The organism is Geodermatophilus sp. SYSU D01106 (genome assembly GCF_054049995.1).
In genome coordinates this window covers 369,275-392,303 of sequence record NZ_JBJGYM010000001.1, presented here as the reverse complement: position 1 = coordinate 392,303, position 23,029 = coordinate 369,275, and the positions used below count along the sequence as shown (strand labels likewise).

Here is a 23,029-nt window from a genome sequence, read left to right as displayed (position 1 = left end):
GATGGGTGAGCTGCGCCAGTTCAAGCTGCCCGACGTCGGGGAGGGCCTCACCGACGGCGAGATCCTGCAGTGGCTCGTGGCCGTCGGCGACACCGTCACGGTCAACCAGCCGCTGTGCGAGGTGGAGACGGCGAAGGCCGCCGTCGAGCTGCCCTCGCCGTTCGCCGGCACGGTCACCGAGCTGCTGTTCGAGCCGGGGACGACGGTCGACGTCGGCACGCCGATCATCACCATCGACGTCGGCGGGGACGCCCCGGCGCCCGCGCCCGCGCCGGCCGCCGCCCCGGCCGACGGTGCCTCCGAGCCCGCCGCCGGGCTGATCGGCGGAGCGGCCCCGGGTGGCCGCACCGCGGTGCTGGTGGGCTACGGCCCGCGGAACACCGAGGCCCGCCGCCGCCCGCGCCGGGCGGTCCACGCCGCGCCGGCCTCCGGGCCCGCCGCCGAGCCGGCCCTCGCGCCCGAGCCCGTCGGCGCCGACTACGGCTCCGGGGGCGCCGAGCGCCCGCCGCTGCTGGCCACCGCTCCCGACGCCACGGTGAAGCCGGTGCGGCACGGCGGGCTCGAGGTGGGCCGGCAGGCCGAGGCGCACGCCCGCACCGAGGCGGCCGCGCCGTCGCGTCCCGCGGGGCCCGGCCGGGGGCGGGCGCGCCCGCTGGCCAAGCCGCCGGTGCGCAAGCTGGCCAAGGACCTCGGCGTCGACCTCGCCCTGCTCACCGGCAGCGGCGCGGGCGGCGTGATCACCCGTGACGACGTCACCGCGGCAGCGGCCGGGCCCGCGCCGGCGTCCGCCCCGGCCCCGGCCCTCGCGGCCGTGCCCGCCGCGGCCGCCGCGGCCGCCGCGGGCGAGCGGATCCCGGTCAAGGGCGTGCGCAAGGCGACCGCGGCGGCCATGGTGGCCAGCGCGTTCACCGCGCCGCACGTCACGGAGTTCCTCACCGTCGACGTCACGCGGATGATGAAGCTCCGGCAGCGCATCGCCGCCCGCCCGGAGTTCGCCGGCGTCAAGGTCAGCCCGCTGCTGTTCGTGGCGAAGGCGCTGCTCCTGGCCGCGCAGCGGCACCCGATGGTCAACAGTTCCTGGGACGAGGCCGCGCAGGAGATCGTCGTCCACGGGCAGGTCAACCTGGGCATCGCCGCGGCCACCCCGCGCGGGCTGGTCGTGCCGAACGTCAAGGACGCCGGCCGGCTGTCGCTGGTCGAGCTCGCCGGGGCGTTGTCCGGGCTCACCGAGACGGCGCGCGCCGGGCGGACCGCGCCGGCCGACATGAGCGGCGGCACGATCACCATCACGAACGTCGGCGTGTTCGGCGTCGACACCGGCACGCCGATCCTCAACCCCGGCGAGTCGGCGATCCTCGCCTTCGGCGCCGTCCGCGAGATGCCGTGGGTGCACAAGGGGAAGGTGCGGGTCCGGCAGGTGACGCAGCTGGCGCTGTCGTTCGACCACCGGATCATCGACGGCGAACTGGGCAGCCGGTTCCTCGCCGACGTCGGCGCGCTGCTGTCCGACCCCGGGACGGCGCTCGCCTTCTGACCGGGCGCTGCCCTCCTGACGGGCGCTGCGGCCCGGACCTCAGGTCTCCTCGGGGTCCGGGCCGTACGCCGACCGGCCGCCGTCCACCGGCAGCACCGCCCCGGTGACGAAGGCAGCGGCGTCGGACAGCAGCCAGGCCACCGCCTCGGCCACCTCGCCGGCCTCCCCGGCGCGTCCCAGCGGGTGCAGGGCGGCCAGCTGCCGGCGGGTGGCCGCGGCGGCGGCGCCGTCCTGCGCGGCGAGCGCGGCGTCGGAACGCTCGGTCCGGATGGAGCCGAGCGCCACGGCGTTGACCCGGATGCCGTCGGGGCCGTGGTCGACGGCGGCGGCGCGGGTCAGGCCCTCGACGGCGGCCTTGGCGGTCGCGTAGGGCAGCGCGCCGCGGACCGGCCGCTGCGCCTGGTGGCTGGAGACGTTGACGATCGACCCGCCGGAGCCGGCGGCGCGGAACCGGCGCACGGCCATGGCGCAGCCGACGACGGCGGGCGCCACGTTCGCGGCGATCAGGTCGAGCACCTCGCCGGCCGGCGCGGTGGACAGGGCGGCGTCGCGGAAGACGGCCGCGTCGTTCACCCAGCCGGCCAGCCGCCCGAGCGCCGTGGCGCGGTCGGCCGCGTGCCCGGCCACCGCCTCGTCCGCCGCGCTGCCCACCACCGCCTCGACCCGCGGCCCGGCCGGGTGCCCGGCGACCCAGACGACGGCGGCCGGGTCGAGCTCCACGACCACCACCGCGGCCCCGCCGGCGAGGAGCCGCTCGACGATCGCCCGGCCGACGCCGCGCCCGCCGCCGGTCACCACGTGTGCGTCCACGCGGGCATCCTGTCCGGGACCAGGGCAGGCTGGGCGGGTGACCGACCTCGACCGGCTGCTCGCCTTCGCCGCCCGCTCCGCCCTGCCCGGCGGGGGCTTCGGCTACCTCGGCGCCGACGGGCAGGTGCTCCCGCGCCCGCAGGAGACCTGGATCGTCGCCCGGATGACGCACGTCTTCGGCCTGGCGCACCTGCTGGGCCGGCCCGGCGCGGAGGAGCTGGCCGCGTCCGGGGTGGCGGCGCTGCGCGGCGGGCCGCTGCACGACGCGGAGCACGGCGGGTGGCGGGCCGCGGAGGACGACGGCACCAAGTCGGCCTACGTGCACGCCTTCGCCGTCCTGGCCGGGGCGACGGCGACGACGGCGGGCATCGCGGGCGGCCGGGCACTGCTCGACGAGGCGCTCGAGGTGTGGGACCGGCGGTTCTGGGACGACGCCGAGGGCCTCGCCGCCGAGGAGTGGACACCGGACTGGTCGCGGCTGTCGGACTACCGGGGCGCCAACGCCAACATGCACGGCGTCGAGGCCACGCTCGCCGCCGCCGACGCCCTCGGCGGCGACGACGCCGTCCGGCTGCGGCAGCGGGCCCTGCGCAGCGTGGAGCGGGTGGTGCACGGCTGGGCGCGCGAGCGCGACTGGCGGCTCCCCGAGCACTTCACCGCCGGCTGGGAGCCGCTGCCCGAGCACAACCGCGACCGCCCGGCCGACCCCTTCCGCCCCTACGGCGTGACGGTCGGGCACCAGTTCGAGTGGGCGCGCCTGGCCCTGCACCTGCGCGCGGCGCTGGGGGAGGGGGCGCCGCCGTGGCTGCTCGACGACGCCGTCGCCCTGTTCGGCGCGGCCGCCGGCCGGGGGTGGGCCGCCGACGGCGCCCCCGGGTTCCCGTACACGCTCGGCTGGGACGACCGCCCCGTCGTGCCGGCGCGCATGCACTGGGTGCTGTGCGAGGCGGTCGCGGCGGCCGGGGTGCTCGGCGCGGTGACCGGGGAGGAGCGCTACGGCGATCTCGCGCGCACCTGGCGGGCGCACGGCGAGGAGCGCTTCGCCGACCCGGCCACCGGCAGCTGGCACCACGAGCTGACGCCGTCCGGCGAGGTCGCCAGCGGCACCTGGGCCGGGCAGCCCGACGCCTACCACCTGGCCCAGATGCTGCTGCTCGACGGCCGGCCGGTGCGGGGGAGCGTGGCCGCCGCGCTGCGCTGACCTGCGTGTGTCCGCTCCGGCGGGGCGGGGTAGGGGCTCGAGGACCCCAACGACATCCCGAGCAACGAGGAGCGTTCCCGTGGCCAGCGTGCAGGAATCCGTCGACGTCGACGTCCCCATCCGCGTCGCCTACGACCAGTGGACCCAGTTCGAGTCGTTCCCCCAGTTCATGGGCGGCGTCGAGCGCATCACGCAGATCGACGACACGCACACCCACTGGATCACCAACATCGACGGCGTGAAGCGCGAGTTCGACGCGGAGATCACCGAGCAGCACCCCGAGGAGCGGGTGGCCTGGACGAGCACCTCCGGCGACGCCAAGCACGCCGGCGTGGTGACGTTCCACCGCCTCGACGACACGAAGACCCGGGTCATGATCCAGATCGACTGGGAGCCCACGGGCATCGTCGAGAAGGCCGGCGCGGCGCTGGGTTTCGACGACCGCCAGGTCAAGGCCGACGCCAAGCGCTTCAAGGAGTTCATGCAGCCGCGCGGCACGGAGCCGGGCGCCTGGCGCGCCAACTTCACCCGGCCCGACCAGGCCTGACGGCCGCGACGACCGCGGCGCCCGGCCCCGGCGGGGGACGGGCGCCGCTGTCGTGCGCGGGGCTACTCGGCGTCGAGGTCGGCGGCCACCAGGCCGGCGATCCGCTCGACGACGGCGGCGTCGTCGCTGGTGACGGTGACCTCCGCGCCCTTCTGGGCGCCGAGCGTCATGATCATCAGCGGCGACCCGGCGTCGACCGGCGCGCCGCCGGGCGTGGCCAGGGTGACCGGGACGCCTGCCTTGCCCACGGCCTCGGCGATGAGCGCGGCCGGGCGGGCGTGCAGGCCGACCCGGGAGCCGACGGTGACGGTCTGACTGGGCATGCGTCGTCCTCGCTTCTCAGGAACGGTGCTTCTCAGGAACGGTCGTGGTGGGGTCGAGCCTGCCGTGTCACACGCGGGCCGGCGCGCCGGGGGCCGGCGCGGACGCGCCGGCGGTGTGCGCGTGGGCCAGGTCGACGGCGTCCTCGGGGACGTCCGTGCCCGTCTTCCTCCCGCCGATGCTCTTGGCGACGGTGACCGCCAGGGCGCCGACGACGGTGCCGACGACCAGCGCGACCAGGAACATCAGCACCCCGTTCATCGCGAAGAAGACGAAGATCCCGCCGTGCGGGGCCCGCAGCTCCACGCCGCTGGCCGCCACGATCGCGCCGGTGGTGGCGCCGCCGAGCATCATCGACGGGATGACCCGCAGCGGGTCGGCCGCGGCGAACGGGATGGCGCCCTCGGAGATGAACGACAGGCCCAACAGCCAGGCGGCCTTGCCGTTGTCGCGCTCGGCCGGCGTGTAGAGCTTGGGCCGGACCAGCGTGCTCAGCGCCATCGCCAGCGGCGGGACCATGCCGGCGGCCATGACCGTGGCCATGATGACCAGCGGGGCGCCGCTGCCGGCGGCGAGGCCGGTGGTGGCGAAGACGTAGGCCGCCTTGTTCACCGGGCCGCCGAGGTCGAAGCACATCATCAGGCCGAGGATGATCCCGAGCAGGACCGCCGAGGTGCCGGTCAGGCCGTTGAGCCAGTTGCCGAGGCCCTCGAGCGCCGCGGCCAGCGGGCGGCCGAGCAGGACGGCCATGATGCCGCTGGAGATCAGCGTGGCCAGCAGCGGGATGATCACGACCGGCTGCAGGCCGCGGACGCCGGTGGGCAGCTTCCAGGAGGCGATCCAGCGGGCCGCGAAGCCCGCGATGATGCCGCCGACCAGGCCGCCGATGAAGCCCGCGCCCACGCTCACCGAGACGGCGCCGACGACGAAGCCGGGCACGATGCCGGGGCGGTCGGCGATGGCGAAGGCGATGTAGCCGGCCAGCGCCGGGACCAGGAAGCCGAACGCCGCCTGGCCGAGCACGGTGCAGACCGCGCCGAGGTAGCCGAGGAAGCCGTCGTTGAGGCCCTCGACGCCGGAGGCGGTGGGCAGGTCGAAGAACGAGTTGTTTAGCACCCAACTCAGCGCGTAGCTGGAGCCCTCGACGTCGGGGTTCGGGTTGACGATCTGGTAGCCGCCGAAGAGGAAGCCCAGCGCGATCAGCAGGCCGCCGGCCGCGACGAACGGGATCATGTAGCTGACGCCGGTCAGCAGCCAGCGGCGGATCTCCGACGCGGTGCCCGGGCGCGCGGCCGGCGCGGCGGCCTCACCGGAGCCGGCGCCCGAGCCGGCACCGGGGACGCGGCGCGCGGACGGGTCGTCGGCGGCGGCCAGCGCCTCGCGGATCATCCCGTCGGGGTCGTTGATGGCCCGCTTGGTGCCGGCCTGCACGACCGGCTTGCCCGCGAACCGGTCGCGGTCGCGCACGCCGACGTCGACGGCGAAGACGACGGCCTCGGCGTCACGGACGACCGCCGGGGCCAGCGGGGTGGCGCCGGAGGAGCCCTGGGTCTCGACGACGAGGTCGACACCGGCGGCCTGCGCGGCGGCGGTGAGCTTGTCGGCGGCCATGTAGGTGTGCGCGATGCCGGTCGGGCACGCGGTCACGGCGACCAGGCGGCGGCGGGCGGGGGTCTTCTCCGTGGACACCGGTGCCGCGGCGGCCGGGGTGGTGGCCGGCGCCGGGGTGCTGGTGGCGGCCGTGGCGCCGGTGGCCGGGCCGGGGGAGACGACCTCCTCGACCAGCGCGACGACGTCGGCCGGCGTGGCGGCGGCACGCAGCGCGGCCACGAAGTCGGGCCGCACCAGCGCGCGGGCCAGCGCGGACAGCAGCGTCAGGTGGTCGGCGTCGCCGGCCGCCGGGGCGGCGATGAGGAAGACGAGGTCGGCCGGGCCGTCGGCGGCCCCGAAGTCCACCTTCGGGTCGAGCCGCGCGAAGGCCAGCGAGGCCTGCGTGACCGCCGCCGAGCGGCAGTGCGGGATGGCGATGCCGCCGGGCAGGCCGGTGGCCGCCTGCGCCTCGCGGGCGAGGGCGTCACCGGCGAGCGCCTCGGCGCCCGTGGCGCGGCCGGCGTCGGCGACCAGGCCGGCGAGGCGGCGGACGACCGCGGCCTTCTCGGAGCCGAGATCGGCGTCGAGGACGACCAGCTCTGGGGTGATCAGTGCTGACATGACGGACCTTCCGGGGCGTCAGGGGACGTCGCGGCCGGCGGCCGGGACGGGTTCGGGGGAGCCGGGCACCCCGGGCAGGCCGGGGGTGACCGCGACGGCGGCCGGGTCGACCCGGTCCGGCGTCGGGACGGCGGAGCCGGGCAGCGCCGCGGCCGCCGAGCCGGTGGCCACGGCGCGCCGCAGCCGGTCGGCAGCGGGCGCGCCGACGAGGTCGGCGAGCAGGTGGCCGGCCAGGCTGGAGTCGCCGGCGCCGACGGTGCTGCGGACGGCGATCCGCGGCGCGCGGGCCGACCAGACCTCGCCGGCCGCGGTGGACAGGACGGCGCCGTCGCCGCCCAGGGTCAGCAGCACCTCGGCGACGCCGCCGTCGTGCAGCCGCGCGACCGCGGCCGACAGCGCCGCCGGGTCGGCCAGCAGCTCGGCCTCGCTCGTGCCGGTGACCTGCCCGAGCTCCTCGGCGTTGGGCTTGAGCAGGTCGGGAGCGGCGTCCGGGCCGGCGGCGAGCAGGGCGCGCAGCGGCGCCTCGGAGGTGTCGACGGCGACCCGGGCGCCGGTGCCGCGGACGGCGCGGACCAGGTCGGCGTACCAGTCCTCGGGCGTGCCCGGGGGCAGCGAGCCGGACAGCACCACCCAGGCGGCGCCCTCGGCGGCGGAGACCAGCGCGCCGGTGAGCGCGGCGCGCACCGCGGCGTCCAGCGTGGTGCCCGGCTCGTTGAGCTTGGTGGTCGTCCCGTCGGGCTCGGTGAGCGAGTAGTTGGTGCGCACCGGCGCGCCGGTGGGGACGGTCACCAGCGGCAGCGCCAGCGCCGACAGCGCGGCGACCAGGGGGTCCCCGGCGTCGGCCGGCACGACGGCGACGACGTCGGCCCCGGCCGCGGCGAGCGCGCGGGCCACGTTGACGCCCTTGCCGCCGGGCTCGGTGACGCTGGCGCCGAGCCGCGCGACCTCGCCGCGGGCCAGCGCGCCGGGCAGCGCGAGCGTGCGGTCGAGGCTGGGGTTGGCGGTGAGCGTGACGACCCGGCCCCGTCGCGGAGCGGCGCTCACGCGACCACGACCTCGACGCCGGCGTCCTCCAGCCGCTCGACGTCGCCCGGGTCGGCGCCGCCGTCGGTGACCACGACGTCGACGTCGTCGAGCGCGGCGAAGCGGACGAGGTGCTCGCGGCCGATCTTGCTGCTGTCGGCGAGCACCACCACGCGCTGCCCGGCGGCGACCATCGCCCGCTTGACCGAGGCCTCCGCCTCATCGGGGGTGGTCAGGCCGTGGCCGGGGGTGATGCCGTTGGTGCCGAGGAAGGCGACGTCGGCGCGCAGGTCGGCGAGCGCGCGCACGGGGGACTCGCCGACGGCGCACTGCGTCAGCCCGCGCACGCGGCCCCCGAGCACGTGCAGCGTGATCCCGGGGGCGGTGGCGAGGCGGGCGGCGATCGGCACCGAGTTGGTGGCGACGAACAGGCCGCGGTCGCCCGGCAGCACCTCGGCCAGCGCGGCGGTACTGCTGCCGCCGTCGAGCAGGACGCTGCCCCCTGCGCCGGGCAGCAGGTCGGCCGCGGCCGCCGCGATCTTGCGCTTGGCCTCCGCGTGGGTGGCGTTGCGCTCGACGAGCGCCGTCTCCACGAGGGTCAGCGCGCCGCTCGGCACCGCGCCCCCATGCACCCGGCGCAGCACGCCGGCCCGCTCGAGGACGGCGAGGTCGCGGCGCACCGTCTCGGTGGTCACGCCGAACTGCTCGGCCACCGCGGTGACCGCGATGCGGCCCTGCTCGGTGACGAGCGTGGCGATCGCCTGCTGGCGCTCCTCGGCGTACATCGTCCACCTCCTCCGTCGGCCCGATCCTGGTCTCGGTCGCCCGAACATGTGGTAACTGGCTTGTGTCTCTGTGGTTCTACGTTGGTTACGTTGACAAGTCAACAGGGATTCGTGAGTCTGGTCACCGACGGACGACGGCGTCCCCAGCTCATCCCCGACGTGGAGGTCCGCATGTCCAGCACCACCACCAGCCGCGCCACCACCCCGCTGACGGGCACGCCCGTCGTCCCCGGTGTCGTCCTCGGCCCGGTCGTGCGCCCGGCCGGCGCGGTGCGCCTGCCCGACGCGGCGTCCGCGGAGACGCTGCCCGAGGCCGCGCGCGAGGAGGAGCGGGCGCGCTTCACCGCCGCCGCGGACGCGGTCGCCGGCCGGCTGGCGGCGCGGGCCGCGGCCGCCACCGGGATGACCGCGGAGGTGCTGTCGGCGACGGCGGGGCTGGCGCGTGACCGCGGCCTGCTGGGCGCCGTCGAGCAGCGGATCGCCACCGGGGTCCCGGCCGCGGTGGCCACCGTGCAGGCCGCCCAGCAGTTCGTCGACGTCTTCACCTCGCTGGGCGGCGTCATGGCCGAGCGGGTCACCGACGTGCGCGACGTGCGCGACCGCGTCGTCGCCGAGCTGACCGGCCAGGGCGAGCCCGGGGCGCCGGCCCCCGACACCCCGTCGGTCCTGCTCGCCGACGACCTCGCGCCCGCCGACACCGCGGGCCTCGACCCGGCACGCATCCTGGGCCTCGCCACCCGGCTGGGCGGCACGACCAGCCACACCGCGATCATCGCCCGCCAGCTCAACCTGCCCCTGGTCGTGGCGGTCGAGGGCCTCGACGCCGTCCCCGAGGGCGCCACCGTGCTGCTCGACGCCGAGGAGGGCACGGTCACCGTCGACCCGGAGCCGTCGTCCGCCGGTGCCCAGGTGGAGGCCGCCCGCCGCGCCGCCGAGGCGCTGGCCGGCTACCGCGGCCCGGCCGCCACCCGCGACGGGATCGCCGTGCCCGTCTACGCCAACGTGCAGGACGGCGCCGGCACGCGCGCGGCGATGGCCGCCCACGCCGAGGGGGTGGGCCTGTTCCGCACCGAGCTCGCGTTCCTCGGCCGCGCCGCCGAGCCGACCGTCGAGGAGCAGGCGGCCGGCTACGCCGAGGTGTTCGAGGCCGCCGCGGGCCGTCGCGTGGTGCTGCGCACCCTCGACGCCGGCTCCGACAAGCCGCTGGAGTTCGCGACGCCGCCGGAGGAGGCCAACCCCGCCCTCGGCGTTCGGGGCCTGCGGGTGGCCCGCCGCGACCCGGGGCTGCTCGACCGCCAGCTCGACGCCGTCGCCGAGGCCGCCCGCCGCACCGGCAGCACGCCGTGGGTGATGGCGCCGATGGTGGCCACCGTCGGGGAGGCCGAGGACTTCGCCGCACGGGTGCGCGACCGCGGCCTGGTGCCGGGGATCATGGTCGAGGTGCCGTCGGTGGCGCTGCTGGCCGACCGGTTCCTGCAGCACGTCGACTTCCTGTCGATCGGCACCAACGACCTGTCGCAGTACGCGCTGGCCGCCGACCGGCTCTCCGCCGACCTCGCCGACCTGACCGACCCCTGGCAGCCGGCGCTGCTCGCGCTGGTGGCGGCCACCGCGGCCGCGGGCCGCCGCGCCGGCAAGCCGGTCGGCGTCTGCGGCGAGGCGGCGGCCGACCCGCTGCTGGCCTGCGTGCTCGCCGGACTCGGCGTCACCTCGCTGTCGTGTGCCGCGCCGGCCGTGGCCGGGGTCGGTGCCCGGCTGGCCACCGTCGACTCCGCGGCCTGCCGGGAGGCGGCCGATGCCGCGCTGGCCGCGGACGACCCGCGGGCCGCGCGGGCCGCGGCCCGCGCCGCGCTATCCCGGGGCTGAGGCGTCGGGCGGGTGGCCGGGAGGTCGCCCGCCCCACCCTCAGGGGTGAACGATCGTCGGAGATGTGACGACACTCCCTACGGATCGTCGGAATGATGTGGCCCGTGCCTGCTTTACTACAGGTGCACCCCACACCGGCACCGAAAGAGGAGACGACGAGATGTCGATCACGACCACCTGGCGGCAGCGTCGGCAGGCGGCTCGTACGCGGCGCGCGCTGGACCGTGCGCTCGCGCGCAGCAGCAGCCCGGCGATGCGCGACGAGCTGCTCACGATGGCCAACAGCAGCGCGTTCCACACCCGCGACTTCTGACGCGCGGCGTCCCCCGGAGGGACGCGATCCGCACGGCCCCGGTCTGCTCCGCAGCCCGGGGCCGACTGCTGTCCGGGGGCGCCCGGGCCGTCCTCTCGGGGACCTCCGGCCGGCCTCCCCCCTTCGGGTCGGCGGCTCAACCGGCCCGCGCGTCGTGCCGATGACCCGCCCGTGACGGGAGCGCACGGGGAGCCGGGGGAGCCGCGGGGCGGCGGGACGGGCCACGCGGCCGGGGAGGCCCGCGAGACGTCGGGCGCCACGACCGGGCTCGTGCTGTCCTTCGTCCGCGCGCACGCCGGCGAGGCGGGGGTGGAGGAGCTGCTGCGCCGGGCGGGCGTGCCGTTCAGCGCGGCCGAGCTGAGCCTCCCGTCGACCTGGACGAGCTACGACACCCGCATCCGGCTGTTCACCGCGGCGACCGAGGTGCTCGGCGACCCCGGCGTGATGTTCCGCGTGGGCGCGGAGTCGCTGCGCGCAGGCCTGAACGCGAGCGTGGTCGTGCTGGTGCGCGCCCTCGGGTCCCCGCGGCAGGTCTACGCGAGGCTCCCGCGCGCGGTCGCCAACTTCTCCACCACCTCCACGATGGAGGTGCTCGACGCCGACGCCACCTCGGCCACCCTCCGCTACCGGCTGCACGAGGGCCACGTGCACTCGCGGCTGGACTGCGACTACGCCCGGGGCCTGATCACCATGGTCCCCACCGTCTTCGGGCTGGCCCCCGCGCGCGTCGTGCACGAGGAGTGCGAGTCCGACGGGCACCCGGCCTGCGTCTACTCCCTGTCCTGGGACCGGCGGTCGCGGCTGCCGTGGCGCCGCCGCGCCGGGAGCGACCCCGAGCTCGCCGCCCTGCGCGACCAGGTGCGGGCCCTGCAGTCCGCGGCCACCGACCTCGTCGACGGCGAGGACCTGGGCACCGTCCTCCCGCGCATCGTCGAGCGCGCCGCCGCGGCCGTCCTGGCACCCGCCTACCTGCTCGCCGTCGCCTCACCGCACGGCGGCGCCCCCCTCGTGCACAGCGCCGGCCTCCCCGCGGCGGAGGTCCCGGGTCTCGCCGCCCGCCTGCTCGCCGGGGAGGACCTCGGCCCGGGCTCCGTCGTCGTCGACGTCGCCTCCGCGCGGCGCACCCACGGCCGGCTGGCCGCTCTCGGCCGGGCCGACGGCGGCCTGGGCGACGAGCGGGCCATGCTCGCCGCCTACGCCGGTCACGTGGCCGCCGCCCTCGACATGGTGATGGCGCTGGAGACCAGCCGTGCCGAGGCCCGGCGCGCGGGCGCGCTCCTGGACCTGGCCCACGGCCTGGCGCAGGCCGCCGAGGCGCCCGCGGTCGCCGACGTCGTCGCCCGCGCGCTCCCCAGCATCGTCGGCTGCGGCAGCTCCGGCGTGCTGCTGTGGGACCCCGCGGGGGCGGTGCTCCGGGCGGCGGCGTGCGACGGGCTCGCGCCCGCCCAGGAGCGGGTGCTGCGCGCGGCCGACCTGCGCGCCGCCGACGTCCCCGAGCTGTTCGCCATGCTCACCGACCGCGAGCCCCGCGTCCTCACCGCGCGGGGGTCCAGCGCGCCGATGCGGGAGCTGCTCACCGCGCTGGACCTCACCGACGTCGTCGCCCTGCCGCTACAGGCCGGCGCCACCTTCCTCGGCGTGGTCACCGCCAGCTGGGCCGCCGGCCAGACCGCCGACGCCCTCGACGGCGAGGTGCTCACCCGCCTGCGCGGCGTGGGAGACCAGGCCTCGACGGCGCTGCAGAAGGCCCGGCTCCTGGAGACCGTGCGCCACCAGGCCACGCACGACGCGCTGACCGGGCTGCCCAACCGGGTGCTCTTCCGCGACCGGCTGGTCGAGGCGCTCGCCGCCTCTCCGGCCGGCGGTCACGTCGCCGTGCTGTTCAGCGACCTCGACCGGTTCAAGGCGGTCAACGACGGCCTCGGCCACGCCGCCGGCGACGAGCTGCTCCGTCAGGTGTCGGCCCGGCTGCGCGCCGCCGTCCGGCCCGGCGACACGATCGGCCGGCTCAGCGGCGACGAGTTCGCCGTCCTGGTGCCCCGGCTGGCCGGGCCGGGCGCCGCCGACGGCGTGGTCGCCCGGGTCGCCGCGGCGTTCGACGAGCCGTTCCGGCTCGACGGCATCCCGGTCGACGTCGGCACGAGCACCGGCGTGGCCGTGCACTCCGGGGAGGCCGCCGACCCGCGCGCCGTGGCCGAGCGGCTGCTGCGCGAGGCCGACGCGGCGATGTACCGCACCAAGCACCGCGACCGGCCGCCGGCGCCCGAGCCCCGCTCGGCGACCTGAGGCGTCAGTCGCGCAGCCGGGCCCGCAGGGCGGCCTGCTCGTCGGGGCCGAAGCCGTGCTCGGTGAGCCAGCCCAGTGGCCCGCCGTGCCGCTCGTGCAGGACCTCCAGCAGCCGCCGCATCGTCTCCGCGCGCGGGGTGTGGCTCGCGACGTCGCGCCGGGTCATGTCCTCGGCGTAGGTCGGCGAGCTCCGCAGCTTGGCCACCAGCGCCTCGATGACCTCGGCGGTCAGCGCGTAGTCGGCGACGATCTCCTCCTCGGGCACCCCGGCCGCGGCCAGGGTGAACATGACGACGACGCCGGTGCGGTCCTTGCCCGCTGCGCAGTGCACCACCGCCGCGCCCTCGCCGCCGGCGATCACCCGCAGCGCGGCCAGCACGTTCTCCGGCCGGTGGTGCAGGTAGCCGAGGTAGGCGCGCACGGCCGGCGGCTCCACCTCGTCGGCCTCGGTGGTCTGCCGCGGCAGCAGCGTCTCCACCCAGTCGGCCGGCAGCTCCGGGAGGTCGTCCTCCTCGACGGCGAAGACGTCGGTGTGGCGGCCCTTCTCCGGCAGCAGGCTCAGGTGCCGGTGCGTGACGCCCTCCACCGAGCGCAGCGGCCCCCGGCCCTCGAGCAGCACCTCAGCGGTGGTGCGCAGGTCGATCACGTCGCGCAGCGGGAGTTCGGCCAGCCGGCGCAGGTCGTCGTCGCTGAGGGTCTGCAGGTTGTCGCTGCGCAGCACCCGGCCCGGCAGCGTCCGCCCGCCGTCGGTGGTCGGCAGGCCGCCGAGGTCGCGCGTGTTGGTGGTGCCGTCGAGTCGCAGCCAGCGGTCGGGGTGCGGTGAGCTCACGCCCCGACGGTAGAGCGCGCCCCGAGGAGGGCGTCGCAGACCTCGACGAGCCGCCGCCGCAGGGGCGCGGCGCGCTCGGCGAACCCGCGCTGCGCGGCCACGTACTCCGCCTTGCCCTCCGGCGTCTCGATCCGCACCGGCGCGTAGCCGCGGTCGGCCAGGTCGTAGGGGGAGGCCCGCATGTCCAGCTCGCGCACCTCGACGGCCAGGGCGAAGCAGTCGGCCAGCAGCTCGCCGGGCACCGCGGGGGAGAGCTTGTAGGCCCACTTGTAGAGGTCCATCGTGGCGTGCAGGCAGCCCGGCTGCTCCATCGCGACCTGCGTCTCCCGCGTCGGCCGCAGCCGGTTGAGGCCGACGGCGTCCGGGGTGAAGAAGCGGAACGCGTCGAAGTGGCTGCACCGCACGGGGTGGGACTCCACGACGGCGTCGGTGCCCGCCCGGCCCAGCCGCAGCGGCACCGCGTGCCGGCGCTCGTCGGCGCGGTACACCATCGCCCACTCGTGCAGGCCGAGGCAGCCGGTCTGCGCCGGCCGCGCCGCGGTGGCCGCCAGCAGGTCGCGGACGAACCGCACGGTGGCGGCGCGGTCGGCGAGGTACGCGGCGACGTCGAGGGTCACCGCACCGTCGCCGCCGGTGGCGTACCAGCGCCAGGCCGCGTGCGGGGCGGGACCGCCGTCACCGGGCGCCAGGGCGACGCCGGGCCCCGGGTGCCAGCGGCGCAGCCGGCTCGGCGTCTGGGAGTAGTAGGTGAACAGGAAGTCGAGCACCGGGTGGCTCTCGCCGCGCCGGCGGCGCTCGCGGTGCGGGGCGGTCCAGCGCTCGACGCGCGCGTCGTGGGCCGCGGCACGCGCCGTCCACTCCGCCGCGGGCAGCAGGACGGCGACGGGCACCCGACCAGGGTAGGAGGGACGCACGGCCCTGCCGCGGACCGCGGGACGCTGCCACGCTGGGCACCCCGCCGAGGAGGCGATCGCCATGCCCGGAACGCGGCCGGCGACGCGACGACCAGCCGCAGGCCCCTGCGGTGCCGCCTGGGGCTGCACGCCTACGTGCAGCGCCACCCCGAGGACGAGCGCCTGCGCGGCCCGGACCAGAAGGTGTGCCGCCGCTGCGGCAGGCGCAGCGACATCGTGACCACGATCGTCCCGGGCGGTGCCGGCCCGAGCTGACCGGTCAGCCGTCCTCGGCCGCGGTCAGCCGGTGCAGCCGCAGCGCCAGCTGCACCTCCAGCGCCCGCTCGGGCGAGGACCAGCCCCGCCCGAGCAGCCGGCCCACCCGGTCCAGCCGCTGGGTGACCGTGTTGACGTGCACGTTGAGCGCCTCGGCGGCCCGCGCCGGCGAGCCGCCGGTGTCGAACCACGCCCGCAGCGTGGCCACCAGGTCGGTGCCGCGGCGGGCGTCGTAGTCGAGAACCGGCGCCAGCGTCGCCTGCACGAAGCCCGGCACGTCGCGCCCCTCGCCCACCAGCAGGCCGACGAAGCCCAGCTCCCCGGCGCTCGCCGACTGCCCGTCGCGGCCCAGCGCCAGCAGCGTCGACGCGCAGCGCGCCGCCTCCGCCGCCGCGGCGGCCACCGCGGCCGGGCCCGGCACCGGGCCGGCGCCGCCCGCGGTCACCGGCCGCCCCACGGCCGCGGCGACCTCCCGCCGCGCCAGCGCCGCCGCCTCGCCCGCCTCCAGGTCCGGCAGGCACAGCACCAGCCGGCCGTCGCGGACCCCTGCCAGCCCCGCCCGGGTGGCCGCCAGGTGCCCGGCCGCGGCCAGCGCGCGCCCGCGGCAGCGCTCCTCCACCCGGACGACGACGACCGCGAGCGGGCGGTCGAGGTCGGCGCCCAGCCGCCGCGCCCGCTCGCGCAGCCCCTCAGGGTCGCGCAGCGGCACGGTGAGCAGCTCGTCGAGCAGCTCGCCGCGCACCCGGCCCTCGGCCTCGCTGGCCGTCCGCCGGATGAGCAGCAGCAGGGCGGTGACCAGCGCGGCGCGCTCGAGGATCCGCCGGTCACCCTCGGCGAGGTCACCGTCGCGCTGCAGCACCAGGCCGCCGAGCAGGTCGCTGCCCACGGTGACGGCGGCGGTCCACCACCCGCCGTCGCCCACCGTGCGCCCGGTCGAGCGGGCCAGGGCCAGCGCGCCGGCGGGGTCCGGCGGCAGCGCGCCGTCGTCGCCGGAGGTCGGGCGGCCCTCCTCGTCGAGCACGGTGATCCGCCCGCCGAGCGCCTCGGTCACCGCCGCCGCCACGTCCTCCACGCCGCCGCCGCGCAGCACCAGGTCGATGAACCGGTCGTGCGCCCCGGCCGCCCGCTCCACCGACTCGGTGTGCGCCCGCAGCTCCCGGGTCGCCGCGGACAGCTCCTCGAGCGCCGTGCGGGTCTCCTCCAGCAGCCGGGCGTTGTCGATCGCGATCGCGGCGTGCGCTGCGAGCGACCCGAGCAGCGCCACCTCGGAGCGGTCGAAGGTGCGCTCGGTGCGGTCGGCGGCGTAGAGGACGCCGATCACCTGCGAGCCGCGGATCAGCGGCACGCCGAGGATGGCGACCAGGCCCTCCTCGCGCACGCCGTTGTTGATCGCGTCGGTGTGGTGGAACCGGGAGTCGGTGAAGTAGCTGGCCGTCGAGTAGGGCGCGGCCGTCTGCGCCACCAGCCCGCCGAGGCCCGCGCCCATCGGCAGCCGCAGCGCCTGGAACCGCGCCGACACCGACCCGTCGGTCACCCGCATGTAGGTGTCGCCACGGGCGTCGTCGTTGAGGGTCAGGTAGGAGACGTCGGTGCCGAGCAGCTGCCGGGCCCGCCGCACGATCGCGGTGAGCACCGAGTCGACGCCGCGCAGGGTGGCCAGGTCGCTGGCCGTGTCGAACAGCGCCGAGAGCTCCGACTCGCGCCGCCGCCGGGCGGCGAACGCGGCCCGCACCTGCAGCGCCAGCAGCCGCACCCGCTCGAGCTCGGCCAGGCTCTCGGGGTCGGCGCCGCCCGAGCGGGCGCGCACCAGCGGACCCTCGTACTCGATCGCGGCGGCGTCGTCGAGGACGAGCTGCAGGTACTCGGCGGCCGCGGAGGGCACCCGCGGCGGCGGGCCAGCGCCGTCGGCGGGCAGCGCTGTGGTCCGGGTCACGTGCGGCATCCTGCCCGGCCGCCTCGTCAGTGGGCGGTCCACCCGCCGTCCATCCGCAGCGACGTGCCGGTGACCGAGGCCGCGGCCGGCGAGCAGAGCCAGGCGACGGCGTCGGCCACCTCGGCGGGCTCGATCAGCCGCTTGAGCGCGGCCGGGGCGAGCATCACCTGCTCGACCACCTCGTCCTCGGAGATCCCGTGCGAGCGCGCCTGGTCGGCGATCTGCCCCTCGACCAGCGGCGTGCGCACGTAGGCCGGGGCCACGCAGTTCGACGTGACGCCGTGCGCCGCGCCCTCCAGCGCCACCACCTTCGACAGGCCCTCCAGCGCGTGCTTGGCCGTGACGTAGGCGGACTTGTACGGCGAGGCGCGGTGGCCGTGCACGGAGCTCACGTTGACCACCCGGCCCCAGCCGCGCGCGTACATGTGCGGCAGCGCGCCGCGGACCAGCCGGAACGGCGTCTCCACCATCAGCCGCAGGATGGTGGCGAAGACGTCGGGCGGGAACTCGTGCAGCGGCGCCACGTGCTGGAAGCCGGCGTTGTTGACCAGCACGTCGACGTCGAGGTCCAGCGCGTCGACGGCGGCGAGGTCGGTCAGGTCGACGGCGACCGCGGTGCCGCCCACCTCGGCCGCGACCCGCCCGGCCGCCGCGGCGTCCCGGTCGGCGACGACGACCACCGCGCCGGCCTCCGCCAGCCGGGCCGCGACCGCCCGGCCGATGCCCGAGGCGCCGCCCGTCACGAGCGCCCGCCGTCCCGCCAGGTCCTGCGCAGCCATGGCGGCGAGGGTAGGACCCCGCCGCCGCGGCTCCCACGGCTCGCGGCCACACACTCGGCGCCGTCGCGGTGGTGTCCGGCCACACCGGGTGCCCGGTGCCCCGCCACCGGTCGTCGGCGCGAGTGCATGGGCCTGGACCACATGAACCACGTCACAGGACTGTCCCCGGCCACATGGGCGGATCGCGATCGGCTTCCTAGCGTCGGGACGACCGGACCCCGACGTCCCCCCAGGAGACCCCGCATGACCGCACCCCGAGAGCGAGGGCGCTTCGGCCGCGTCGTCGGCGCGAGCATCATCGGCACCACCGTCGAGTGGTACGACTTCTTCCTCTACGGCTCGGCCGCCGCGCTCGTCTTCGGCCCGCTGTTCTTCCCCGACTCGTCCGACTTCGCCGGCGTCCTGCTGGCGTTCGGCACCTACGCGATCGGCTTCGCCGCCCGCCCGATCGGCGCCCTGGTCTTCGGCCACTACGGCGATCGGATGGGCCGCAAGAAGCTGCTCGTCGTCTCGCTGCTCATGATGGGCGGCGCCACCTTCGCCATCGGCCTGCTGCCCACCTACGCCACGGTGGGTGCGCTCGCGCCGCTGCTGCTGGTGTTCCTCCGCCTCGTGCAGGGCTTCGCCCTCGGCGGCGAGTGGGGCGGCGCGGTGCTCATCGTGTCCGAGCACGGGCGCCCCGAGCACCGCGGCTTCTGGGCGTCCTGGCCGCAGGCCGGCGCCCCGGCCGGGCAGCTGCTGTCCACCGCGGTGCTCGCGCTGCTCGCGGCCTTCCAGTCCGACGCGGCGTTCGAGGCCTGGGGCTGGCGGATCCCGTTCCTGCTCTCGGCCGTGCTCATCCTCGTCGGCCTGTGGGTGCGGCTGGCGGTCAGCGAGTCGCCGGTGTTCCTCGAGGCCCAGCGGGCCGCCGAGGCGCGGGCGCGCGAGACCGGTGCCGCCGAGCAGGCGCCGATCGCCGTCGTCCTCGCGCGCTACAAGCGGGAGGTCCTGGTGGCCATGGGCGCCCGGATCGCGGAGAACGTGTCCTTCTACGTCCTGACGGCGTTCACGACGGCGTACCTCACCCAGGCGCTGGGCCTGGACTCCTCCTTCGCCCTCAACGCGCTGCTCGTCGCCTCGGCGGTGCACCTGGTGACCATCCCGCTGTGGGGCGCGCTGTCCGACCGGGTCGGCCGCCGGCCGGTCTACCTGCTCGGCGCCGCCGGGACCGGGGTGTGGGCGTTCGCCCTGTTCGAGCTCTACGAGACCGGGAGCTTCTGGCTGGTCGTGCTCGCCCTCGTCGTCGGCTTCCTGTTCCACGGCGCCATGTACGGGCCGCAGGCGGCGTTCTTCGCCGAGCTGTTCGGCACCAAGGCCCGCTACACCGGCGTCTCCGTGGGCGCGCAGCTCGCCTCGGTCATCGCCGGCGCCCCCGCGCCGCTGATCGCCGTCGCGCTGCTCGGCAGCTTCTCCGAGCCCACCCCGGGCCGGGTCTCGCTGTACGTGGCCGCCTGCGCCGTCGTCACCCTGGTCGCCGTCCTCTCCTACGGCGAGACCCGGGTGCGCGACCTCGGCGCCGACGACGCCGTGGCCTCCGCCGGGGAGCGCCGCACCGCCGCCGTCTGACCCCCGGTCCACGGGCCCCCCATGACACGCGTCACGGGGGGCCCGTGCGCGCCCGGCGCCAGGTCGTGAGAGACGGCACCCGCGCCGGGCCGGGGTCGGCGGGAGCGTGGGGACGTGCCCCGGAGGACCGGCCGACCAGCGGCCGGCGGGGCACGAGGAGGAGGCCCCGTGCCGCTCACCCACCCGGCTCCCGTCCCGGCCGCGACCGGCCGTGCCGCCCCCGTCGTGGAGGTCACCGACCTGCGCCGCCGCTACGGCGACGTCGAGGCCGTCCGGGGCATCAGCTTCGAGGTCCACCCCGGCGAGGTGTTCGCCCTGCTCGGCGTCAACGGCGCCGGCAAGACCTCCGCCCTCGAGGTGCTCGAGGGCCTGGCGCCGGCGTCCGGCGGGACGGTGCGCGTCGTCGGCGCCGACCCGGTCCGGGAGCGCGCCGCCGTCCGCCCGCACCTCGGCGTCCTGCTGCAGACCAGCGGCCTGCCCGCCGACCTCACCGTCCGCGAGACCGTCGCGATGTGGGCGGCCACCCTCACCGGCCCGCGCCCGGTCGAGGAGGCGCTGGCGCAGGTGGACCTCACCGGCCGCGCCGACGTCCGCGTCCGCAGCCTCTCCGGCGGCGAGCGACGCCGCCTGGACCTCACCCTCGCGCTGCTCGGCTCCCCGCGGGTGATCGTCCTCGACGAGCCCACCACGGGCCTGGACCCGGAGAGCCGGCGCACCGTCTGGGCGCTGGTCCGGCAGCGGGTGGCCGAGGGTGCCGCCGTCGTGCTCACCACGCACCACCTCGAGGAGGCCGAGGAGCTGGCCGACCGCATCGCGGTCATGCGGGCCGGCCGGATCGTGCTGTCCGGGACGGCCGCCGAGATCGCCGCCACCCAGCCGGCCACGATCCGCTTCACCCTGCCCGACGGCGCCGCGCCGCTGCCCGCCGTCCCCGGGGCCGAGGTCGTCTCGGACGGCCCGCGGGTGGAGCTGCACACCCGCGCGCTGCAGCCGGTGCTCACCCGCCTGCTCGTCGAGGCCGCCGAGCGCGGCGTCGTCCTCGGCGGACTGCAGGCCCGCGCGGCCTCGCTCGAGCAGGCCTTCCTGGCCGTCGCCGACGGCGCCGACCCCTCCTGACCCCCGCCCCCGAGAGGAGCCCCGATGACCACCGCCACCGTCCTCGCCCCGCCCCGTCCCGCGCCGTCCCGGCTGCGCCGCACGCTGGCGCTGGCCGGCGCCGAGACCCGGCTGCTGCTGCGCAACCGCACCGCCGTCGTCAACTCGCTGCTGCTGCCGCTGTTCTTCGTCGCGCTCGTCCCGCTCACCGACATCGGCGGCGAGGGCGCGCTCGGTCCCCGCTTGGTGGTGACCTCGCTCGGCGTGACGCTGGTCTTCCTGACCTACTACAACCTGGTCACCACGTTCGTCGCCCGCCGCGAGGAGCTGGTGCTGCAGCGGATGCGCAGCGGCGAGCTCAGCGGCGCGGAGGTGCTGCTGGGCACCGCCGTCCCGACGTTGCTGGTCACCGTCGCCCAGGTCGTGCTCGTGCTGGCCGGCAGCGCGGTGATCGGCGAGTGGGCGGCGCCGGTCGACGTCGTCCTGCCGCTGCTCGCGCTGCTCGGCGGGACCGCGCTCATGACGCTGCTCGCCGTGGCCAGCACGTCGTTCACCCGCACCCCGGAGTCCGCGCAGATCACCACGCTGCCGCTGGTGCTCGTGGCCACCGCGGCCTCGGGCCTGCTGTACCCGCTCGACGTCTTCCCCGACCGCGTCGCCGAGGTGCTGCGGTTCACCCCGGTGGAGCCGGTCGTGGAGCTCGCCCGCCTGGGTCTCGCCGGGCAGACCTGGGACGGGCAGGCCGTCGACTGGGCCGGTGCCTGGGCGGCCGCGCCGCAGCCCCTGCTGGTGCTCGGCGCCTGGATCGCCGTCGCCGCGTCGGTGTCCCGCCAGGTGTTCCGGTGGGCCCCGCGCCGGTGAGCGACCCCGCCCGCGACGGTCGGTACGGCAGCATGGGCGCCGTGCCGACCGTCGCACGCTGGTGGCGCAGCCGCAGCGATCCCCAGCGGATCGAGCTCTACACCCGGTGGTCGTACTACTCCTTCCTCGCCGCGCTGCCGCTGTTCGGCCTCCTCGCCGTGGCCTCGGACTGGGCCGGTGCCCCGCGCTGGCTGGAGCTGCTGCTCCTCGCCGCCACCCTGGCGACGACGGCGGCCGCCGTGCAGCTGAGCCGGCGCGGGTTCGCCGACCGCGCCGCCGGCCCCGACCGGGTGGCGCTCGCGGTCGGGGTCCTCGCCGGACTGGTCGTCGTCGGTGTGGTCGTGGTCGGCGCCGCGGGGACGGCGAGCGGGCCCTCGCCCGCGGTGCCCTGGGCGGTCGGGTTCGTCGGCGCCGAGGTGCTGCTCGCGCTGTCGGTCACCGTCGCCACCCGCCGTCTGGTGGCCGGCGCCGCCGGGGTCACGGTCCTCACCGCCGTCGTCGCGCTGCTCGACGGCAGCGCGGTGCCGGCCGCCGTGGTCGGCGCGGTCTCGATCGGGGTGGCGGTGGCCGCGACGACCCTGGCCTTCCGGTTCTCCGTCTGGATCCTCGACGTCGTCGTCGAGATGGACCGCAGCCGCGGCGTGCAGCTGCAGCTCGCCGTCGCCGAGGAGCGGCTGCGCTTCGCCCGCGACCTGCACGACGTCATGGGCCGCAACCTCTCGGCGATCGCGGTGAAGAGCCAGCTGGCCAGCGAGCTCGTGCGCCGCGGCCGGCCCGGCGCCGCCGACGAGGTGGCCGACATCAGCCGGATCGCCGAGGAGTCGCTGCGCGAGGTGCGCGACGTCGTCCGCGGCTACCGCTCCACCGACCTGGCCGGCGAGCTCGCCGGTGCCCGCTCGGTGCTGCGCGCCGCCGGCATCGCCTGCACCGTGCGCGGCGAGGAGGCCGGCACCACGCTGTCGGCGGCGGCGCAGGCGGCGCTGGGCTGGGTGGTGCGCGAGGCGGTCACCAACGTGCTGCGGCACAGCTCGGCCGGCACCTGCACGATCACCCTCGTCCCCGGCGACCCTGTCGAGCTGCGGGTGGAGAACGACGGCGTCACCGGCGCCGGGGCGGACTGGGGCAGCGGGCTGCGCGGCCTGGCCGAGCGGCTGACGGCGGCGTCCGGGCAGCTGTCGGCCGGGCCGGTGGGCGAGCGGTTCGTCGTCGTGGCCCGGGTGCCGGCGCGCGTGCCGGCCGTGGAGGAGGTGCCGTGATCCGCGTGCTGCTCGCCGACGACGAGAACCTCATCCGCTCGGCGCTGGCGGCCCTGCTGGCGCTGGAGGACGACCTGGAGGTGGTCGCGCAGGCGGCGTCGGGCGACGAGGCGCTCGCGATGGCCCGCCGCCACACGCCCGACGTCGCGGTGCTCGACCTGCAGATGCCCGACCTCGACGGCATCTCCGTGGCCGCCCAGCTGCAGGGCCTGGTGCCCGGCTGCGCGGTCGTGATCGTCACCGGGCACGGGCGGGCCGGGCACCTCAAGCGGGCGCTCACCGCGGGCGTGCGCGGGTTCCTGCCCAAGACCGTGCCCGCCGCGGTGCTCACCGACGTCGTGCGCACCGTGGCGCGCGGCGGCCGCTACGTCGACCCCGAGCTCGCCGCCGAGGCGATCAGCGCGGGGGACAGCCCGCTGACGCCGCGCGAGGCCGACGTGCTGGAGCTCGCCGCCGGTGGGGCGCCGGTCGAGGAGATCGCCGCGCGGGCGCACCTGTCACCGGGGACGGTGCGCAACCACCTGTCCTCGGCGGCGGGCAAGCTCGGCGCGGCCAACCGGCACGTCGCCGTCGAGGTCGCCCGCCGTCACGGCTGGATCTGAGCC

At 77.2% G+C, this 23,029-nt stretch carries 20 protein-coding genes; 11 read left to right on the top strand and 9 right to left on the bottom strand.

The window, feature by feature from the left end; translation table 11 throughout:
* Position 1: 1 nt before the first annotated feature.
* Positions 2-1,534, top strand: coding sequence for a dihydrolipoamide acetyltransferase family protein (locus tag ACI78R_RS02020; protein ID WP_457039479.1), 1,533 nt, complete (start codon positions 2-4; stop codon positions 1,532-1,534).
* A gap of 39 nt (positions 1,535-1,573) precedes the next feature.
* Here the strand turns inward: ACI78R_RS02020 and ACI78R_RS02015 are convergent, their stop codons facing one another.
* A complete protein-coding gene (locus ACI78R_RS02015; RefSeq protein WP_457039478.1) occupies positions 1,574-2,344 on the bottom strand; it encodes an SDR family NAD(P)-dependent oxidoreductase in 771 nt (256 codons plus the stop codon).
* A 37-nt stretch (positions 2,345-2,381) separates the two neighbouring features.
* Here ACI78R_RS02015 and ACI78R_RS02010 point away from each other — a divergent pair, with 37 nt between their 5' ends.
* The gene (locus tag ACI78R_RS02010; RefSeq protein ID WP_457039477.1) at positions 2,382-3,545 is read left to right on the top strand and encodes an AGE family epimerase/isomerase; all 1,164 of its coding nucleotides are present in this window, start codon (positions 2,382-2,384) and stop codon (positions 3,543-3,545) included.
* A gap of 79 nt (positions 3,546-3,624) precedes the next feature.
* Complete coding sequence (locus tag ACI78R_RS02005; RefSeq protein WP_457039476.1) at positions 3,625-4,092, top strand: SRPBCC family protein; 468 nt, start codon at positions 3,625-3,627, stop codon at positions 4,090-4,092.
* A 62-nt stretch (positions 4,093-4,154) separates the two neighbouring features.
* Here the strand turns inward: ACI78R_RS02005 and ACI78R_RS02000 are convergent, their stop codons facing one another.
* From ACI78R_RS02000 to ACI78R_RS01985, 4 genes are all read right to left on the bottom strand, one after another.
* On the bottom strand, positions 4,155-4,415 hold the full coding sequence (locus ACI78R_RS02000) for an HPr family phosphocarrier protein (RefSeq protein ID WP_073420985.1): 261 nt from the start codon (positions 4,413-4,415) through the stop codon (positions 4,155-4,157).
* Between the two features lie 67 nt (positions 4,416-4,482).
* Complete coding sequence (locus tag ACI78R_RS01995) at positions 4,483-6,624, bottom strand: PTS fructose transporter subunit IIABC (protein WP_457039475.1); 2,142 nt, start codon at positions 6,622-6,624, stop codon at positions 4,483-4,485.
* Positions 6,625-6,642: 18 nt separating this feature from the next.
* Positions 6,643-7,668: a 1-phosphofructokinase family hexose kinase gene (locus tag ACI78R_RS01990; protein ID WP_457039474.1), complete on the bottom strand. Its 1,026-nt coding sequence runs from the start codon at positions 7,666-7,668 to the stop codon at positions 6,643-6,645.
* On the bottom strand, positions 7,665-8,432 hold the full coding sequence (locus ACI78R_RS01985; RefSeq protein ID WP_457039473.1) for a DeoR/GlpR family DNA-binding transcription regulator: 768 nt from the start codon (positions 8,430-8,432) through the stop codon (positions 7,665-7,667). The genes ACI78R_RS01990 and ACI78R_RS01985 overlap by 4 nt, the downstream gene beginning before the upstream one ends.
* Before the next feature lie 171 nt (positions 8,433-8,603).
* On the opposite strand from ACI78R_RS01985, the gene ACI78R_RS01980 reads away from it, so the two are divergent.
* From ACI78R_RS01980 to ACI78R_RS01970, 3 genes are all read left to right on the top strand, one after another.
* Positions 8,604-10,298, top strand: a complete 1,695-nt coding sequence (locus tag ACI78R_RS01980) for a putative PEP-binding protein (protein WP_457039472.1) — start codon at positions 8,604-8,606, stop codon at positions 10,296-10,298.
* 160 nt (positions 10,299-10,458) lie between these two features.
* Complete coding sequence (locus ACI78R_RS01975; RefSeq protein ID WP_175562895.1) at positions 10,459-10,611, top strand: hypothetical protein; 153 nt, start codon at positions 10,459-10,461, stop codon at positions 10,609-10,611.
* Between the two features lie 171 nt (positions 10,612-10,782).
* Positions 10,783-12,897: a diguanylate cyclase domain-containing protein gene (locus tag ACI78R_RS01970; protein WP_457039471.1), complete on the top strand. Its 2,115-nt coding sequence runs from the start codon at positions 10,783-10,785 to the stop codon at positions 12,895-12,897.
* A gap of 4 nt (positions 12,898-12,901) precedes the next feature.
* On the opposite strand, the gene ACI78R_RS01965 is transcribed toward ACI78R_RS01970, so the two are convergent.
* The 4 genes from ACI78R_RS01965 to ACI78R_RS01950 form a co-directional block, all read right to left on the bottom strand.
* Positions 12,902-13,726: a tyrosine-protein phosphatase gene (locus ACI78R_RS01965; protein ID WP_457039470.1), complete on the bottom strand. Its 825-nt coding sequence runs from the start codon at positions 13,724-13,726 to the stop codon at positions 12,902-12,904.
* The gene (locus ACI78R_RS01960) at positions 13,723-14,616 is read right to left on the bottom strand and encodes a 3-methyladenine DNA glycosylase (protein WP_457039469.1); all 894 of its coding nucleotides are present in this window, start codon (positions 14,614-14,616) and stop codon (positions 13,723-13,725) included. Before ACI78R_RS01960 ends, ACI78R_RS01965 begins: the two co-directional genes overlap by 4 nt.
* A 283-nt stretch (positions 14,617-14,899) precedes the next feature.
* Complete coding sequence (locus ACI78R_RS01955) at positions 14,900-16,837, bottom strand: helix-turn-helix domain-containing protein (RefSeq protein WP_457039468.1); 1,938 nt, start codon at positions 16,835-16,837, stop codon at positions 14,900-14,902.
* 17 nt (positions 16,838-16,854) lie between these two features.
* On the bottom strand, positions 16,855-17,607 hold the full coding sequence (locus ACI78R_RS01950; protein WP_457039467.1) for a 3-hydroxybutyrate dehydrogenase: 753 nt from the start codon (positions 17,605-17,607) through the stop codon (positions 16,855-16,857).
* Between the two features lie 243 nt (positions 17,608-17,850).
* Here ACI78R_RS01950 and ACI78R_RS01945 point away from each other — a divergent pair, with 243 nt between their 5' ends.
* From ACI78R_RS01945 to ACI78R_RS01925, 5 genes are all read left to right on the top strand, one after another.
* On the top strand, positions 17,851-19,212 hold the full coding sequence (locus ACI78R_RS01945; RefSeq protein ID WP_457039466.1) for an MFS transporter: 1,362 nt from the start codon (positions 17,851-17,853) through the stop codon (positions 19,210-19,212).
* A gap of 168 nt (positions 19,213-19,380) precedes the next feature.
* Positions 19,381-20,328: an ABC transporter ATP-binding protein gene (locus ACI78R_RS01940; RefSeq protein ID WP_083628703.1), complete on the top strand. Its 948-nt coding sequence runs from the start codon at positions 19,381-19,383 to the stop codon at positions 20,326-20,328.
* A 24-nt stretch (positions 20,329-20,352) separates the two neighbouring features.
* A complete protein-coding gene (locus ACI78R_RS01935; RefSeq protein WP_457039465.1) occupies positions 20,353-21,168 on the top strand; it encodes an ABC transporter permease in 816 nt (271 codons plus the stop codon).
* Between the two features lie 41 nt (positions 21,169-21,209).
* Positions 21,210-22,424, top strand: a complete 1,215-nt coding sequence (locus ACI78R_RS01930; protein WP_457039464.1) for a sensor histidine kinase — start codon at positions 21,210-21,212, stop codon at positions 22,422-22,424.
* Entirely contained in the window at positions 22,421-23,026 is a 606-nt protein-coding gene (locus ACI78R_RS01925; protein WP_336030845.1) for a response regulator transcription factor, read from the top strand. Before ACI78R_RS01930 ends, ACI78R_RS01925 begins: the two co-directional genes overlap by 4 nt.
* Positions 23,027-23,029: the final 3 nt, after the last annotated feature.